The organism is Solimonas variicoloris DSM 15731, assembly GCF_000382285.1.
In the GTDB taxonomy this organism is placed as follows: Bacteria; Pseudomonadota; Gammaproteobacteria; order Nevskiales; family Nevskiaceae; genus Solimonas; species Solimonas variicoloris.
The window spans coordinates 226,599-242,085 of record NZ_KB907929.1 but is presented as its reverse complement, the minus strand read 5'-3'; the positions used below and the strand labels follow the sequence as shown (position 1 = coordinate 242,085).

The 15,487-nt window shown below is 66.8% G+C and carries 18 protein-coding genes and 1 pseudogene; 15 read left to right on the top strand and 4 right to left on the bottom strand.

What is annotated here, in order from left to right:
- Window positions 1-18 precede the first annotated feature (18 nt).
- Window positions 19-927, top strand: coding sequence for a LysR family transcriptional regulator (locus H149_RS0108835; RefSeq protein WP_020649385.1), 909 nt, complete (start codon window positions 19-21; stop codon window positions 925-927).
- Window positions 928-1,029: 102 nt separating this feature from the next.
- On the opposite strand, the gene H149_RS0108830 is transcribed toward H149_RS0108835, so the two are convergent.
- Both H149_RS0108830 and H149_RS20335 read right to left on the bottom strand, forming a co-directional pair.
- Window positions 1,030-1,917, bottom strand: a complete 888-nt coding sequence (locus tag H149_RS0108830; protein WP_020649384.1) for a PhzF family phenazine biosynthesis protein — start codon at window positions 1,915-1,917, stop codon at window positions 1,030-1,032.
- A 61-nt stretch (window positions 1,918-1,978) separates the two neighbouring features.
- Window positions 1,979-2,638, bottom strand: a complete 660-nt coding sequence (locus H149_RS20335) for a LysE family translocator (protein WP_020649383.1) — start codon at window positions 2,636-2,638, stop codon at window positions 1,979-1,981.
- A 185-nt stretch (window positions 2,639-2,823) separates the two neighbouring features.
- Here H149_RS20335 and H149_RS0108820 point away from each other — a divergent pair, with 185 nt between their 5' ends.
- From H149_RS0108820 to map, 9 genes are all read left to right on the top strand, one after another.
- Window positions 2,824-3,435: an RBBP9/YdeN family alpha/beta hydrolase gene (locus H149_RS0108820; protein ID WP_020649382.1), complete on the top strand. Its 612-nt coding sequence runs from the start codon at window positions 2,824-2,826 to the stop codon at window positions 3,433-3,435.
- 2 nt (window positions 3,436-3,437) lie between these two features.
- Window positions 3,438-3,644 carry a DUF1737 domain-containing protein gene (locus H149_RS0108815; RefSeq protein ID WP_020649381.1) on the top strand — a complete coding sequence of 69 codons (207 nt, stop codon included), beginning with the start codon at window positions 3,438-3,440 and terminating at the stop codon, window positions 3,642-3,644.
- A 13-nt stretch (window positions 3,645-3,657) separates the two neighbouring features.
- A complete protein-coding gene (locus H149_RS0108810) occupies window positions 3,658-4,293 on the top strand; it encodes a LysE family translocator (RefSeq protein ID WP_025513310.1) in 636 nt (211 codons plus the stop codon).
- Between the two features lie 12 nt (window positions 4,294-4,305).
- Window positions 4,306-5,064: a sulfite exporter TauE/SafE family protein gene (locus H149_RS0108805; protein WP_020649379.1), complete on the top strand. Its 759-nt coding sequence runs from the start codon at window positions 4,306-4,308 to the stop codon at window positions 5,062-5,064.
- A 214-nt stretch (window positions 5,065-5,278) separates the two neighbouring features.
- Window positions 5,279-6,655, top strand: a complete 1,377-nt coding sequence (locus H149_RS0108800; RefSeq protein ID WP_020649378.1) for a CoA transferase — start codon at window positions 5,279-5,281, stop codon at window positions 6,653-6,655.
- Between the two features lie 44 nt (window positions 6,656-6,699).
- Window positions 6,700-7,911, top strand: a complete 1,212-nt coding sequence (locus tag H149_RS0108795; RefSeq protein ID WP_154654708.1) for an MFS transporter — start codon at window positions 6,700-6,702, stop codon at window positions 7,909-7,911.
- Between the two features lie 47 nt (window positions 7,912-7,958).
- Complete coding sequence (locus tag H149_RS0108790) at window positions 7,959-8,501, top strand: AAA family ATPase (protein WP_020649376.1); 543 nt, start codon at window positions 7,959-7,961, stop codon at window positions 8,499-8,501.
- A 444-nt stretch (window positions 8,502-8,945) separates the two neighbouring features.
- Entirely contained in the window at window positions 8,946-9,158 is a 213-nt protein-coding gene (locus H149_RS0108785; protein ID WP_020649375.1) for a ParD-like family protein, read from the top strand.
- Window positions 9,155-9,922, top strand: coding sequence for a type I methionyl aminopeptidase (map, locus tag H149_RS0108780; protein WP_020649374.1), 768 nt, complete (start codon window positions 9,155-9,157; stop codon window positions 9,920-9,922). Before H149_RS0108785 ends, map begins: the two co-directional genes overlap by 4 nt.
- A gap of 46 nt (window positions 9,923-9,968) precedes the next feature.
- Here map and H149_RS22680 read toward each other — a convergent pair.
- Window positions 9,969-10,228, bottom strand: a pseudogene (locus tag H149_RS22680) (DUF2958 domain-containing protein); the annotation flags it as partial.
- 188 nt (window positions 10,229-10,416) lie between these two features.
- Between H149_RS22680 and H149_RS0108775 the strand changes: the two are divergent.
- The 5 genes from H149_RS0108775 to H149_RS0108755 are packed head-to-tail and all read left to right on the top strand — an operon-like array spanning window position 10,417 to window position 15,094.
- Window positions 10,417-10,854 carry a TIGR03757 family integrating conjugative element protein gene (locus H149_RS0108775; RefSeq protein WP_039748494.1) on the top strand — a complete coding sequence of 146 codons (438 nt, stop codon included), beginning with the start codon at window positions 10,417-10,419 and terminating at the stop codon, window positions 10,852-10,854.
- Window positions 10,851-11,801, top strand: coding sequence for a TIGR03756 family integrating conjugative element protein (locus H149_RS0108770; protein WP_026353012.1), 951 nt, complete (start codon window positions 10,851-10,853; stop codon window positions 11,799-11,801). The genes H149_RS0108775 and H149_RS0108770 overlap by 4 nt, the downstream gene beginning before the upstream one ends.
- Before the next feature lie 11 nt (window positions 11,802-11,812).
- Window positions 11,813-13,210, top strand: coding sequence for an integrating conjugative element protein (locus H149_RS0108765; protein ID WP_026353011.1), 1,398 nt, complete (start codon window positions 11,813-11,815; stop codon window positions 13,208-13,210).
- Window positions 13,207-13,557 (top strand): hypothetical protein, encoded by a 351-nt coding sequence (locus H149_RS0108760; protein WP_009463266.1) that lies wholly within the window; start codon window positions 13,207-13,209, stop codon window positions 13,555-13,557. Before H149_RS0108765 ends, H149_RS0108760 begins: the two co-directional genes overlap by 4 nt.
- A 13-nt stretch (window positions 13,558-13,570) precedes the next feature.
- Window positions 13,571-15,094 (top strand): conjugal transfer protein TraG N-terminal domain-containing protein, encoded by a 1,524-nt coding sequence (locus tag H149_RS0108755; RefSeq protein ID WP_020649370.1) that lies wholly within the window; start codon window positions 13,571-13,573, stop codon window positions 15,092-15,094.
- A gap of 14 nt (window positions 15,095-15,108) precedes the next feature.
- Here the strand turns inward: H149_RS0108755 and H149_RS0108750 are convergent, their stop codons facing one another.
- Entirely contained in the window at window positions 15,109-15,480 is a 372-nt protein-coding gene (locus H149_RS0108750) for a DUF3742 family protein (protein ID WP_024889561.1), read from the bottom strand.
- Between the last annotated feature and the right edge of the window lie 7 nt (window positions 15,481-15,487).

Genomic DNA, 15,487 nt, shown 5'->3' with positions numbered 1-15,487 from the left:
GTACGCGTAGGTGGCGCGATGGAGCTGCGACACTTGCGCTGTTTCGTGGCAGTGGCCGAGGAACTGCACTTCACGCGTGCGGCGGTGCGGCTCCATATCGAGCAGTCTCCGCTGTCGCGCACCATCCGGGAGCTGGAGTCCGACCTCGGGGCCACGCTGTTCGAGCGCAATCGGCGCGGCACCCAGCTCACCTGGGCGGGCCAGGTGCTGCTGGAAGATGCCCGCCGCGTGTTCGCGGTGCTGGAACAGGCACGAACCAACGTCCGGGCCGCCGCCACGGGCTATCGCGGCATGCTGCGCCTCGCGCTGTCGGACGGTATCGCGCAGACACGCCTCGCGGCACTCCTGGCCCTGTGTCGGGAGGAGGAGCCCGATGTGGAAATCCGCCTGTTCGAGACGCCGCTCGCGTCACAAGTGCGCGGGTTGCGCGACGACACTTTCGATGCCGGGTTTGCGCAGTCCGACGAGGCTGGAGAGGGCATCCTGTGCGAGGCGGTCTGGTCCGATCCCATCCTGGTGGCCATTCCGACGCGCCATCCTTTGCTGGCCTTCAGGCAGGTCCCTCTGGATGAACTGCTGCGCTATCCCCTGATCAAGTGCCACCCCGAAGCATGCGAGGGTGCGTACCGGCAGATCAAACGACTGCTCCGGACGGCCGCCATCCAGCCCCGGATTGCCGAGCGGGTCGCGACACTGGAATTGATGCTGACGCTGGTGGCTGCGGGCTACGGACTGGGTCTCGCCACGGCGGCGCAGATCTCGGTCTGTCGCCATCCCGAGATCATCGCGCGGCCCCTGTCGGACCCGTCGGCGTGCATGACCACCTACCTGTTGCGGCCGGACAGCGAGCCTTCGGAACCACTGCAGCACTTCATCGAACGCGCCATGCTCTCGCGCGACGACAGTCCCGCCGTCGATTCGATCTAGCCCTGCGCAACCACGTTCGTCGCGGCGCAGGCCTTCGTCGGGGACGCCGCGCAGGCGCCATGACAGCCATGGGCGACCGAGCAGCTGAACGTGCCGCCGCGTCTACAGATGCAGGGTGCCGCTGGCGACGGCCACGGCCTGGCCGCCGACGCGCACCGTCAGTTCGTCGCCGTTTCGGGTCCATTCGACGTGGATCAGGCCATCGCGTCCCATCTCGATGCCTTGCTCCGCAAGGTAGCCACCCTGGAGCGCCGATGCGTGCCGGTGCCTTGCCAGGAATGCCGCGACACACCCGTTTCCAGACCCGCAGACGGGGTCCTCGGCCACGCCTTCGCCTGGCGCGAACGTGCGCAGGCGCAAGCGTACCGGCGCGTCGGCCTCGTGCTCGGCAAAGACGGTCACGCCGACGGCACCCGATGCGCGGCAGCGTTCGGCGATGCGAGGCAGGTCGGGACGCAGCGATGCCAGGGCGGCGACGCTGCGCAGCTCGGCGATCAGCCACGGGATGCCGGTGGAGACGACTTCCACCGGCATCGCGGCCAGCATGTTCGCATCGCAGCCCAGCAGGGCCGACATTTCCCCAGGACCGATGGCCGTGTTGCGGAACTGCGGGCTGGCCTGGGTCATCCAGTAGATCGGCGGGCCCTCGGTCGGAACGACTTCGACAGGCACGATGCCGATGCCGCAGGCCTGCCGCAACAGACTTGCATCGGCCAGGTCGCCACGGTGCGCACGCACTGCGCTCGCAGTGGCGATGGTGGGGTGCCCGGCGAACGGCAGCTCGCTGGAGGGCGTGAAGATGCGCACCCGATAGTCGGTATCGGGCGATTCCGGGGCCAGCACGAAGACCGTCTCGGATAGGTTCATCTCGCGCGCGATCCGCTGCATGGTCCGCGCATCGAGGTCGTCGGCATCGAACACGACGGCAGCCGGGTTGCCCCTGAGCGGCTGGCTCGTGAACACATCGACTTGCAGGAAGGATTTGTTCATTGCTTCTCCAGGTTCGGTCGCACCGCCTGTGCTCGGTTGCGTGCGCGTGGCCGGGGACGAATCACGCGGCCAGGGCCTTGGCGCCGCTCGACGGTCTCCACAAAAGAATCCATGCGGCGAATCCGAGGAAGCCGATCCCCGCCAAGCGCGTGCAGCGCTGGCGCCAGACGGAAGTGCCCAATGCTCCCCGCACGCGGCTTGCAATGGCGGCATAGCCGGTCAAGGTGGCGCCGCTGAGGATCACGAAGATCGCGGTCAGGCCCATGAACTGAGGGATGAGCGCCTGGTCGGCCCGGATGAACTGGGGGAAGAAAGCGGTGAAGAAAAGGATCGACTTCGGATTGGATGTCGCCACCAGGAATCCTTCCTTTGCCAGCGCGAAGGCCTGCACCGGCCCTGCGTCATGGGCACCGGCGTCCGGCGGCCGTGTGTGTCTGCCCTGCACAAGCAGGCGAAGACCGAGGTACGCCAGGTAGGCGGCGCCGGCCAGCCGCAGTGCGGTCATCGCGTGGGCGGAGGCAAGCAGGAACAGGCCGACGCCCCACGCGGCTGCCGCGGAAACCACGAGCAACCCCAACATGTTCCCCAGCGTCGACCACAGGCTCGCGACCACGCCCTGGCGAGCGCCATTGCGCATCGCCAGCAGGATGGCCGGGCCGGGCGTAAGGATGGACAGCCAGGCCGCCAGGACGTAGGAAATCAGGAGCGGGATATCGGACATGGCGAACTCGGGGGGCTTCTTCGTCGGTTGTGAAGGAAGTGCACTTCGACGATAGCCAAGGCCATTCGAGCGGACCATTGAGCTTTTCTCGACGTTTGCTGAGACCTTCTCACTCGGCAATTCGACGCATCGGTCTTAAGGTTTCCAGCCAGACAACCTCACCCCGGATATCCGCGCACGCCACCATGAGCCACCTTCAGACCGTTCGCCTCTTGATGCTTCCCGGTATCGGCAATTCCGGGCCGGAGCATTGGCAGACGCGGTGGGCGTCGCGCCAGGAGCATGGCCGGCGATTCCAGCCTGCCGACTGGGACAGGCCGGACCTGGCCGACTGGCTGCAGGCACTCGATGCGGCCATCGACGAGTGCGGTGCGCCCGTCGTCCTGGTCGCACACAGCCTTTCGTGCCTGCTCGTCGCGCACTGGGCATCGCGGCCGGGAATCGGAGAAGACATCCAGCATCGGATCGCCCAGGTCCGGGGTGCCTTCCTCGTTGCCGTCCCTGACCCCGGCGCACCGGCGTTTCCGGGCGAGGCGAGCGAGTTCGGCCCGCCACCGACCGAACCCCTGCCGTTTCCCGCACTGGTGGTCGCCAGCAGCGACGACCCCTATGGCTCGCCGGAGCACGCCCGGCGCATGGCCATGGGTTGGGCAGCGGGATGCGTGGAAGTCGGCGCCCTCGGGCATATCAATGCCGCCAGCGGCGTGGGCGACTGGGACACTGGCTGGCATCTGCTGCAGGCATTCGGAGCGGGGCTGCGCGTCCAGATGCCGGCATCGAATCGACCGGGAGCGTGAGCATGCGCGCGTATCGCTACCTGACCGGCATCGACGACGCGGCGTTCTGCCACCGCGTCACCGCGGCCCTGAACAGCGGCTGGGAGCTGTATGGCGAGCCGAGCCTGACCTACGACGCGGCGCGTGGCGCAGTGATCTGCGGCCAGGCCATCGTCAAGACCATCGAATCGACGACGTACAGCGAGTCACTGGACTTGTCTGTGCTCTGACGGAGATCCCCTAATGGATGCATCGACTGCGATCCTGGGCTTCACGCTGACGGCGCTGCTGCTCACATTGACCCCCGGCCTGGACACGGCGCTGGTACTTCGCACGGCCGCTGTGGAAGGGGGGCGCAAGGCGATGAGGGCGGGCGGCGGCATCGTGACCGGCGTGCTGATCTGGGGGCTGATCGCGGCCCTCGGGCTCGGCGCGGTGCTCGCGGTCTCCCGACTCGCCTACACCCTGCTGCAGATCGCGGGCGCGGCCTATCTGCTCTGGCTCGGCTGGAAGCTGATCTCTGGCGCGCTCAAGAGCCGGCCGACGCTGCCCGCAGATGATCCGCCGCTCGTGCGTGGCGAGCGCTGGTTCCTGCGCGGTCTGCTGACGAATCTGCTCAATCCCAAGGTCGGGGTGTTCTACGTGAGCCTCCTGCCACAGTTCGTTCCCGCCGATGTGCCGGTGGTCGGGTTCAGCGTGCTGTTGGCCGGCATCCACGCCGCGATGGGACTGCTCTGGTTCGCCGCACTGGTGCTGGCCACGCGGAGCCTGGCACGCTGGCTGCGCCGGCCCACGGTGATGCGCTCGCTCGATGCGCTCACCGGCCTGGCGCTGATGGGGTTTGGCCTGCGTCTGGCCCTGTCCAGGCCGACGAGCTGAGGCGCGAGCGGCATGGACATCGGAACCTTCCTGCTGCTGGCCGGCGCCGGCATGATCGGCGGCATCTGCAATGCGGTGGCCGGCGGCGGCACATTCTTCACCTTTCCCGCGCTGCTGGCTGCCGGCGTACCACCCGTGGTGGCCAACGCCACCAGCGCGGTGTCGATATGGCCGGGGCATGCGAGCAGCCTGCTCGGCTATCGCAGCGAGCTCGGGCGCCACCGCGCCGCGTTGCGGCGCAGCCTGCCCGTGGTCGGTGCCGGTTCGCTGGTGGGCGCCACACTGTTGGTGTTCACCGGAGATGCACAGTTCAGCCGTCTGGTGCCGTGGCTGATCCTCGTCGCGACCGTTCTGTTCGCCCTGGGACCCTGGCTGCGCCAGGCTATCGAGCGGCATGCTCGCGGTCAGGTGCCGCACCTGGTGGCGGCGGGGGCGGAGTTCCTGACCGCACTCTATGGCGGCTACTTCGGCGCCGGCCTGGGCATCATGCTGATGGCGATCCTGACCTTGCTGGGTGTGCGCGATGTCCAGGAGGCGAACGCCGTCAAGAATGCGATGGCTACCGTCGTGACCAGTGCTGCGGTGATGCTCTTCGTCGCTACCGGGTCCATCGCCTGGGCGCAAGGCAGTGCGGTCCTGCTGGGCGCGATCGTGGGGGGCTATGCCGGCGCGCGGTTGGCGCGCTGGATTCCGCCGCTGGCCCTGCGTTGGACGATCGTGGCGACCGGCCTGACGCTCGCGGCGTACTTCGGGCTGAAGGCGGGCGCATGATGGATCGCTTGCAGCGGGCGCGCGACGCCTACGCCTGTGCTAGTACGGCGCTCCCCTGCATCGTCGATGGCGGGCGATGCTGCTTTCCGCGCTCCGCTGCGTTTTCGGACGACGCGGCGCCGACCCTGCCACCCGCCTGGATCTGCCAACCCGACTCGACCGACGGGGTGGCGTATCGATTCAGTTGGCGAACTTTCTGTGAGGAGTCCATACGATGAATCCACTCGATGCACTGACCGCGCTCTGGTCGCTGGGCGGGCTGCCGCCGCAGGCGCTGGCCGGGATCGCGCTGACGGGCAGCGACCCGGTGTTTCCCTCGTCCTTCGCCGTCGGCACCGCCGCGCAGGCCAGCATTGCCGCGGCCGCGCTCGCCGCCTGCGAACTGGGTCATGAGCGGGGTGTTCCGCGCCAGCGTGTCGCCGTGGACATGGCCCACGCCGCCGCCGAATGCACCGGCTGGTTCACGCTCGACGGACAGGAGCCTGAGCTGTGGGACCCGTTCGCCGGCCTGTACCGCTGCGCCGATGGTCACGTGCGTGTCCACACCAACTTCCCGCACCACCGCGATGGCGCGCTGCGCCTGCTGGGCCTGGGCCCGGCAACTGCCACACGCGCCGACGCCGAGCAGGCCCTGCGGGGTTGGAAGGCGCTGGACTTCGAGCAGGCCGCGGCCGACCACGCACTGGTGGCCACGGCGTTGCGCAGCTTCGCCGAGTGGGATGCCACGCCCCAGGGCCAAGCCGTGGCAGCGCAACCGCTGATGACGATCACCCGGATCGCCGATGCGCCGCCGCGCACACTGCCGCCCCTGGCGGCCGATGAACGGCCGCTCGCCGGCCTGCGCGTACTCGACCTCACGCGCATCCTGGCCGGTCCCGTCGGTGGGCGGGCGATGGCGTCGTTCGGCGCGGACGTGATGCTGGTCAACTCACCGAACCTACCCAACATCGCCGCTATTGCCGAAACCAGCCGCGGCAAGCGCTCGGCACACATCGACCTGCGCAGCCAGGCCGGGCGCGAAGCGCTGTGGCGGCTAGTGGAAGACGCCCACGTGTTCTCGCAGGGGTACCGGCCCGGCGGCCTGGCCGCGCTCGGCTTCTCGCCTGAGGCCCTGGCCGCGCGCCGGCCCGGCATCGTCGCCGTGTCGCTTACCGCCTACGGCACGCAAGGGCCCTGGGCCGGTCGGCGCGGTTTCGATTCGTTGGTGCAGACGGCGATGGGTTTCAACCACGCCGAGGGCGAGGCGGCGGGCGACGGCAAGCCGCGCGCGCTGCCGATGCAGATCCTCGACCAGGCCAGCGGCTTCCTGATGGCTTTCGGCGCCGCCGCCGCGCTGTGGCAACAGTCGCGCGAAGGGGGAAGCTGGCACGTGCAGGTGTCGCTGGCGCAGACCGGGCACTGGCTGCGCGGGCTGGGGCGCATCGAAGAGGGCCTGCGGGCCGGCAGGCCGGACCTCAGCCCCTGGCTCGCCGACGAAATCTCCGGCTTCGGCCTGCTGCGCGCCGTGCGGCCCAGCGCGCAACTGGCGCGAACACCGGCCGGCTATGCGCGACCGTCAGTGCCGCCGGGAACGGATCGCCCGAACTGGTGATGGCTTGTCCGCAAGCCGAGAATTGATATGGCCGGCCCCCTTGAATGAGCGATATCCCAGGTCACCCCGGCGATGCATCGCGTGCCGCACCGATGCCTGCCACGTCAGCCTTACCCTCCCATCTGCAGTGGACCATTGCCTTGGCGGCGGGCGCATCCGTGGCCAACAGCTACTACAACCAGCCGCTTCTCGGCGAACTGAGCCGGGAGTTCGCGCTCTCTGCGGGGACCGTGACCTGGCTGCCCGTGCTCACCCAGGCGGGCAATGCCCTGGGCGTGCTGTTCCTGGCACCACTGGGTGACCGCCTGGAGCGCAAGTCACTCATCATGCGAACGCTGGCGGCGCTGGTGCTCTCCTTGGTGCTGGCAGCCGCGTCCTCCGGCTTCGTTCAATTGGCACTGGCGAGCCTCGCCGTGGGCTTGTGCGCCACCGTGGCGCAGCAACTGGTTCCCTTGGCCATCCACCTGGCGCCCTCCCACCGCAAGGGGCAGGTGCTCGGCGTGGTGACGGGCGGTATCCTGATCGGCATCCTGCTGGCCCGTGTGGTGAGCGGCTGGATGACCGAGCTTTGGGGCTGGCGGCCCGTCTTCGGTTTTTCTGCGGCACTGATGCTGGTACTGGGCTTTCGGCTGGCATGGACGCTGCCGGTGGTGCCGCCGTCCTCCAATCTCGGCTATGGACGATTGCTGCTGTCGATGTGGCATTTGGTGCGCAAGCACGCTTCCTTGCGCCAAGCTGTGGCCGTCCAGTTCCTGCTGTTTGCCAGCATGATCGGCTTCTGGGCAACGTTCGCGCTCTGGCTGGAGCGGCCGCCACTGCAGCTCGGCGCGGTGTCCGCCGGCCTGTTCGCGCTGGTCGGCGTGTGCGGCGCGTTGGCTGCACCGGCGGCTGGCCGTTTTGCCGACCGGCGCGGACATGACGCAGTCGTCCGTGCTGGCGCGGTGGGAACCGCAACGGCATTTGCCGTGCTGTACCTGGGTGGCTCATCGATCCCTGCACTCGTCCTCGGCATCTTCTTGCTCGACGTGACCGTGCAGTCAGCCCAGGTGGCGAACCAGACCATGGTCTATGCGTTGGACGCGGGTGCGCGCAGCCGGCTGAACACCGTGTTCATGGGCGCGATGCTGCTTGGCGGGGCCTTCGGCGCTGCTGCAGGCGGGTGGGCCTTCACTGCGCATGGATGGGCCGGGGTCTGCGCCTTTGGCATGCTTAGCGCCACCGTTGCGTGGGGCCTGTCTCTTCGGCAAAACCAATGATGACAAGTGAATTGACAAACCGTCTGCTGGTCGAAGCAAACCCTGACATGACGCCGATGCCATCTCAGGTGGTCATTTCGGGGTGCTCCGGCGGCGGCAAGTCGACCTTGCTCGGGGAGCTGCGGCGGCGTGGTCATGCGACCGTCGCCGAACCCGGGCGGAGGATCATCGCCGAGCAGATTCGACAGGGCGGCAACGCCTTGCCATGGACCGACATGGCGGCCTTTCTGCGGGAGGCGCTGCGCGTCGCCGCCATGGATCTCGAAGGCGCGGCACGGGACGCTGGTCCGGTCTTCTTCGACCGAGGGTTGATCGACGCCGCTGCAGCGCTTCAACGACTCTACGGGGTACCGTTGGCGCAAAGTCTGGGCGAATCCCGCCCTTATGGGCGGCTCGTGTTCCTCGCACCGCCCTGGCCGGACATCTATTGCGCAGACGAGGCGCGGCGGCACGGTTTTCCCGAGGCTGAGGCGGAATACGCCCACCTGGATGCAACCTACCGGGCACTCGGCTACGAAGTCAGGTTGCTTCCGCGCGCCAGTGTGGCCGAGCGGGCCGACTTCGTTCTCGAAGCGATTCATCGCTGCTGAAGGCGAGACCAACTTGCGGCGGTTGCCCTGGATGCTGATCCGAACGCGGCCCTGCAGCATGCGTACTCACGTGCACCGTTGTCGATGAGCACGCGACGACACGGGCGCGGGCTACTGTCGTCGACAGGTGATAGGTCGGAGAAAACTGCTGGACATGGCAACGGCCGCCCTGTCTGCCAAACCGCACGCAAGCGGAGCGTAGGGCAGAAACAGGAAGCGGGGCCGAAGGTGCTAGCCGAGCGAAGCGAGGGAACGATGGAAGCCCGACAGGGGCGAAGCCCCGAAGGGGGTTCGATGCAAAGCACGACAGCGCGACCGGTCATCTTCCTTGGCCGGGGAGGCCCAGACATCAATGCCCCCGTCTTTAGTCACGTCATCAGCTCACTTGCACCATTGGCTAGCCAGACTATATGATTCATATATGTTTCATATAGATCAAAGCACATGGGTATCGTGAACATCGACGACGATCTGCATGACCAACTGCGCAAGGCCAGCGCGGTATCGTGCCGGTCAATCAATGCGCAGGCGGCCTTCTGGATCAGGATCGGCATGCTGTGCGAAATGAACCCGACACTGAGCTTCAACGACATCGTCACCCGTGAGCTGCGGGCCGCAGGCGTTGTGGCGCAACCCATCAAGATGGGGTCGGCATGACCAAGCGCCCAGAAGAAATCGCGCTGATGGCCGAGTCAGGCCAGCTTTTGGCGCAGGTGTTCAGCCATCTTGATCGGCTGAACCTGATCGGCATGTCCACGATGCAGGTCAACGATCTAGTCGATGACTTCATCGTCTATGAACTCAAAGCGCGCCCGGCCAGCAAAGGGCAATACGGGTACGCCTACGCGCTCAACGCCTCCCGCAACCATGTGGTCTGCCACGGCGTTCCTTCCGCCAAGGACATTCTGCAGGACGGGGACATCGTCAATTTCGACATCACGCTGGAGAAGAACGGCTACATCGCCGATTCCAGCAAGACCTATCTGGTCGGCGAGGTGTCACACCAGGCGAAGCGGCTCGTGCAAGTGGCTTATGAAGCGATGTGGAAAGGCATCCAGGCCGTCCGCCCAGGCGCCACGCTCGGCGACGTGGGCCACGCCATCGAGCGGCATGCCCGCAGGAATGGCTATTCGATCGTCAGGGAATACTGTGGCCACGGCATCGGCCGTGAAATGCACGAGGAGCCGCAAGTGCTGCACTGGGGTAAACCGCGAACGGGTCTGGCGCTTCGGGAAGGGATGGTGTTTACCATCGAGCCGATGGTAAACAAGGGGCGGTCCGCCGTCCGAACAGAGGTCGATGGGTGGACGGTCGTCACGCGTGACGGGCAATTGTCGGCTCAGTTCGAGCATACCGTGGCCGTCACTGCGAGCGGTGTGCGCGTCTTGACGCTGCGCCCGGGCGAAAAGGCGTTGCACTGATTCAACGTAGTGGACAGGAACGCCTTGCGACGATCCAATGGCCGCGTCAAACAACGATCCGCCCGGCCAGCCGCTCATCGCGCGCACAGGCGCTCAATCGCTCCTCGGCACGGAACCACGGGTCGCGTTCGATCGGCAGGCCCAGCCGGCCGAGCACCGTCGCCAGTTCGCCCAGACTGACCCAGCCGATTTCCGGCGTCCCAGGCCCAGATCGCAAAGACCAAATGCGTGGTCATTGTCATCGCCGAGATCAATCTCGGTCAGCAGTCAAGCCACGTCGGCGTCCGGTGTGAACAGCTTGGCCACGAGACCGGATTGGCCCATACCCATCCACTGCACACAGTCAGCTTTTGGCAAGCGCGCAGGTCCGATCAGCGAGTCGGGGCGGACAGGGATGGTGAAAACGGGGCAAGGTGGTCTCCGCTTTGTTTGTCGCGTCGAGGCCTGGTTTCGGTTCGACTGTCACCGGATTGGCTTCCCTCCGGTGTTGTCTCATGGACCCTCGCGCTGCTCCTCAAGCCGCCCGTGCTCGCTCAGCATGGCTCGCTGCGGGCATTGCTATCCTGGCGTTGGCCACCCGAGCGGCTGCTGCGGAAGTATGGGTCGTTACCGACTCCCACCACTCGGTCCTTGGCCAGGCTGACCGACACGTCATCCTGGACGCTGCCGCGGTGCTTGAAGCTGACCTGGCCGCCAACCTACCCTCCGATTCAGAGCGCGCCAGCGCCATCGTCCAGCAGCGCCTGAAGCAGGGCGGTACGGACCTGCAGCGCAGGATCGGCACCGCCTACCAGGGCATTGCCGACGCCTGGAGCCTTGGCGTCACCAAGGTTCCGGCCATCTTGGTGGATCGCCGATACGTGGTCTATGGCGAGACGGACGTGGCCCGTGCGGTTGCCCGCATCGACCAATACCGGAGGACGCAGCCATGACGAGGCGTCCGTTCGCGCCATCCCGGCGCCAGCGGTTGGCCGTCGCAGCGCTGCTGCTGGGGTGTTCCGCATCGTCCTTCGCACTGAACACCGCCACCATCGTGGCCTCCACCCTGTCGCCGGATTGCATGGAATACCGCGTCAACGGCATCTGCTACTGGCTCTATTGCACCTGGACGGGTTGCACCGTGCGCACCTCGGTCAAGGTGCGCCACTACATTCCGGATGCCGTGGTATCGAGCTACTCGAACACCGGCGAGAACCCTTGGGTCGAGGTGCGGGCGATGAGCCTGCCGAACCCGACCGCGAAGGCCGGTGGCGACGGCACCACCAACGAGGATCACGAGAACAACCTGGCGAAGTTCAAGAACGCCGACGTCATCGGCCATCCCGGCGGCCATATGTTCAGCCAGTTCGCCAGCGCCTCCGGCTACACCTGCGAGGGTGCCGGCACCGCCTTCATGCCCTATCTGCTGAGCACGCTCGACACGCTGGCATGGCGCTACAACATCCCCGAGGCGCTGTATCCGGAAGCACTGATTCCCGGTCGGCGCGAGATCGGCACGCGCACGGGCCTGAATCTCTGGGGCAACGTCTATCCGCGTGGCGGCTTCCTGCACCAGGTGGATGACCACAAGGCCGCGGCCGTGGTCGCCCAGCGCGCGGGTGACATCGTGACACGCCGCAACCAGATCCACGTGTACCAGCCGCTGCTCGCCAGTTCGCGCGATGGCTACTGGCCGGCCGGCGCCCTGATGGAAACCGATGCCGCCACGGGCAAGTGGCAGGAGCTGACCCCCACGCTGTCCAGCAGTTGCGCGGTATTCCCCCATAGCAATGCCAAGGTGCAGGCGCGGCAGGGCGGCTACGCCTGGGCATTGTGGCGCCCCTATAGCTGCTGCCAGCGCCGCGGCCAGGTGTTCCTCGGCAGCGTCGATTTCCAGTGAGGCCCGATGCCATGACGTCTCCGCTCCCGAATACCCGACGCCTCACGTCTCTCGCATTGGCCGTCATCGCAGCACTGTGCTGCTCCAGCGCCGGGGCGCAGACCAGCATCAATGAGTACGGCGTCCAGCATCAGGGCAGCGTGATCGGCGATGACGTGCTCTACAGCATTGGGGGCGGCCGCGCGGTATCCATGAGCGGTGCGGCCAACATGCACTCCATCGGCGTTGGCGTCGGCTGGAACAGCAACCTGATCTGTGGCGACATGAGCATCACAACCACGCTGCAGAACCAGTTGAACGGCATCACCAACGGCTTCCAGGCCATCATGTCCTCGGTGATCCAGAACGCCACCGCTGCCGTGGCGTCGCTGCCCGCCTTGATCATCCAGCGCGCCGATCCAGGGCTGTACAACCTGTTGACCAATGGGGTGCTGCAAGCCAGGCTGGACTTCGATCGCAGCAAGCTGACCTGCCGTGCCATCGCCAACCGCATGGCCGACATGGCGGGTGGGCAACTCGGCTGGGACCAACTCGCCGAAGGCATGGCGCTGAAGCAGGCGGTCGCGAGCACCGATGCGGTCTCGGCGATCGACGACGCCGAGGCGAACCGTGGCAACAACGGCGTTCCGTGGGTCGGCGGAGACAACGCCGGCGGCGCGGGCCAACGTCCGGTGCGTGTGGTCGGCGACGTGACCCGTGCCGGCTACAACCTGCTCAACGGCCGTGGCGTCGGCGATGCCAGTTCGATTCCGCAAGCCAGTTGCGGCGGCAACCTGGCATGCCAGACCTGGAGTTCGCCCGATGCCGCGGCGGCCTGGGCCATTCGCGTGCTGGGGGAGCAGGAGCAGCGCACCTGCGATGCATGCACCAAGACCGTCACCACGCCGGGCGTTGGCCTGACCCCGCTGATTCAGGAGGAATACGAGGACAAGCTGCAGGCCCTGCAGGAGCTGGTCGCCGGCAGCCGTCCGACCACGGCGCAGAACCTGCAGGCTGCGAGTAGCGCGTCGCTGCCCATCACCCGTGGCGTGATCGAGGCGCTGCGCGACGAGACGGACCAGGACATCCTGGCTCGGCGCCTGGCCTCGGAGGTTGCGCTGGCCAGCGTGCTGGAGAAGGCGCTGCTGCTGCAACGCACGCTGCTGACCGGGCGCAAGGAGCCCAACGTGGCCGCCAACGAACTGGCCCAAAAGGCCGTCACCCACGAAAGCGACATCCTCGATCGTGAGATTCACAACCTGAAGGCAGAGCTGGAACTGCGCCGCGAACTGGCCAGCAACTCGCCGATGGCGATCATCCAGCGCCACAGCACCCGCGCCGCCGGTGCGCGTGGCATCTACGAGGGTGACCCGGTGCGCAATCGGGTCGATGAACTGCAGCGGCCGCCGTCTGGCGGAAGCCATCCATGAATACCGTGGGGCGGTGCCTGCGCTGGCTGTCCAGCCGGCGTGCCATCCTGGTGCTGGTGTGGGCGGTGTCGCTGCTGATCGCCGCGACCGCCGTCAATGTGGTCGGCATCCGCATTGCGGGCGGCATCGAGGGCTGGCAGCGCTGGATGGCGGCGCAATCCGGGGCCTTCCTGGCCTGGCGGCTATTGCTGTACGCCGCCACCGCCTGGGGTTGGCTCTGGATGCGCCGTCGCCTGCGCGCGCGGGAACCGGAGGGCGCCGCCGGGCAGCGGCTGCTGCGCGCGGAGGTTGCGGCCATCGTCGCCGTGATCGTGCTGGAAGCCAGCCTGCTGACGCAGGCACGGTAGCGCGAGGTTCGCCATGACGCTGTACACCACCGACTACCTGGAGTACTACCTGACACTGGTGTCCTGGGTAGTCCACAACGGCATCTGGTCGGTGCTGGCCGCCAGCGGCATGTTCGCCGTCCCGTTCCTGGCGATCGTCATCCAGGAATGGTTGAAGGCCCGCGCGGAAGGCGCGGACGAAGGCAACAAGGGCGTGCTGTCCTCGGCTCGCATCGAGAACCGCGTCTTCGTCGCCATCGTGGTGATCATGTTCGCGGGCATCCCCTTCATCGACGTCGATCTCAACACCATCCGCTACGACCGGTCGCGTTCGACCCAATGTCAGGTAAGCGTCCCGGAGCCGACCGATACCGGCTGGTCGCAATCGTTCAGCACAATCAACAACCAGTCGGCGAAGGTGCCGGTGTGGTGGTTCGCCATGCACGCGATCTCGCGCGCTATCACCGGCGCCTCGGTCGCGGCCATTCCCTGCGGCACCGACCTGCGGCAGATCCGCATGGACATCGACGCGACCCGCATCGACGATCCGGTGCTGGCCCAGGAGGTCAGCGACTTTACCCGCGACTGCTATGGCCCCGCCCGCGCCAAGCTGTTCATGACCCGGCCCAGCCTGAGCGAGGAGCAGATGCACGACGTCACCTGGATCGGCTCCAGCTACTTCGTCGGCACCGCCGGCTTCTACGACAGCTACCGCTCCAGGACACCGCGCGATGCTTGGCCGTTCGACGCCACGCGCGACGCTGGGCTGGCCCAGGTGCCCGGCGGGGGCGGCTACCCGACCTGCCGGCAGTGGTGGTCCGACGGCGGCCATGGCCTGCGGGCACGACTGCTGGCCCAGGTCGATCCCAACCTGCTGACGCGATTGGCGGGCTGGGCAGGCTTCCTGAGCCAGGCCGAGGTCAACGACTCGGTGATCCGCGCTATCGCAAGCCCTCGCCAGCAGAAGCTCAACCAGGGGGCGGTCTACACGGACTACGGTGGCCAGATCGACATGACGCTGCCCAACATCGTCACTCGTGCCGCCAGCGACGTGGGGCTGACCGTCGGATCACTGGGCTATTTCCCGGCGATGGACGTGATGCGGCAGGCGCTGCCGATGGTGCTGTCCCTGCTCAAGATGGCGCTGGTCATCTGCATCCCGCTGGTGCTGCTAATCGGCACCTATGACCTCAAGACCATGGTCACGGTGAGCGTGGTGCAGTTCGCGCTGTTCTTCACCGAATTCTGGTTTCAGCTCGCCCGCTGGATCGACTCGACGATCCTGGATGCGCTCTACGGCTGGGGGTGGGGCTGGAACCGGCCGCACACGAACTTCGATCCGCTGGTGGGCCTCAACAACACCTTCGGAGACATGCTGTTGAACTTCGTGATGGCCACGATGTTCTTGATCTTGCCCACGTTCTGGGTGGCGGCATTGGCCTGGGCTGGTATCCGTGCAGGCAACGTGCTTCAAGGATTGAGTACTGGCACGCGGGATGCCGGACAAGCCGGTGGCAGGGGCGGCGGCTTGATGATCGGTGCGGCCAAGCAGAAATAGCTCCAACCGCCGGTTCAATCGTCTTCGAATCGTGGATCTGGGTCATCGCTGTAGTTGATGGGGTCGTAGGCAAGGCTTTCGCGATGATCCAGCTCTTCGGCCTTGCGTCCGAGGAAATCATCGTCACCTTGCGGCGCTTGCTCCGCCATCCTGGCTGCCACAGCGAGAGCGACCAGCAACAGCGCCGCCCAGACCGAGACATACAGCAACACGCCGAGGGTCGCCAGCTTGACTCCCCAGATCAGCACCGCTGCACCGCCCGCCGGCAGTCCTTGCGCCATCAGCCATTGATGCACCCGACGCTCCGCGCGCAGGCAACCGCCCCATACACCGCCCAGCCAGCGGCCGAGTCGCGCTGCGGTGGTCATGCGTGCGGTGTGCTTCATGGTTGGC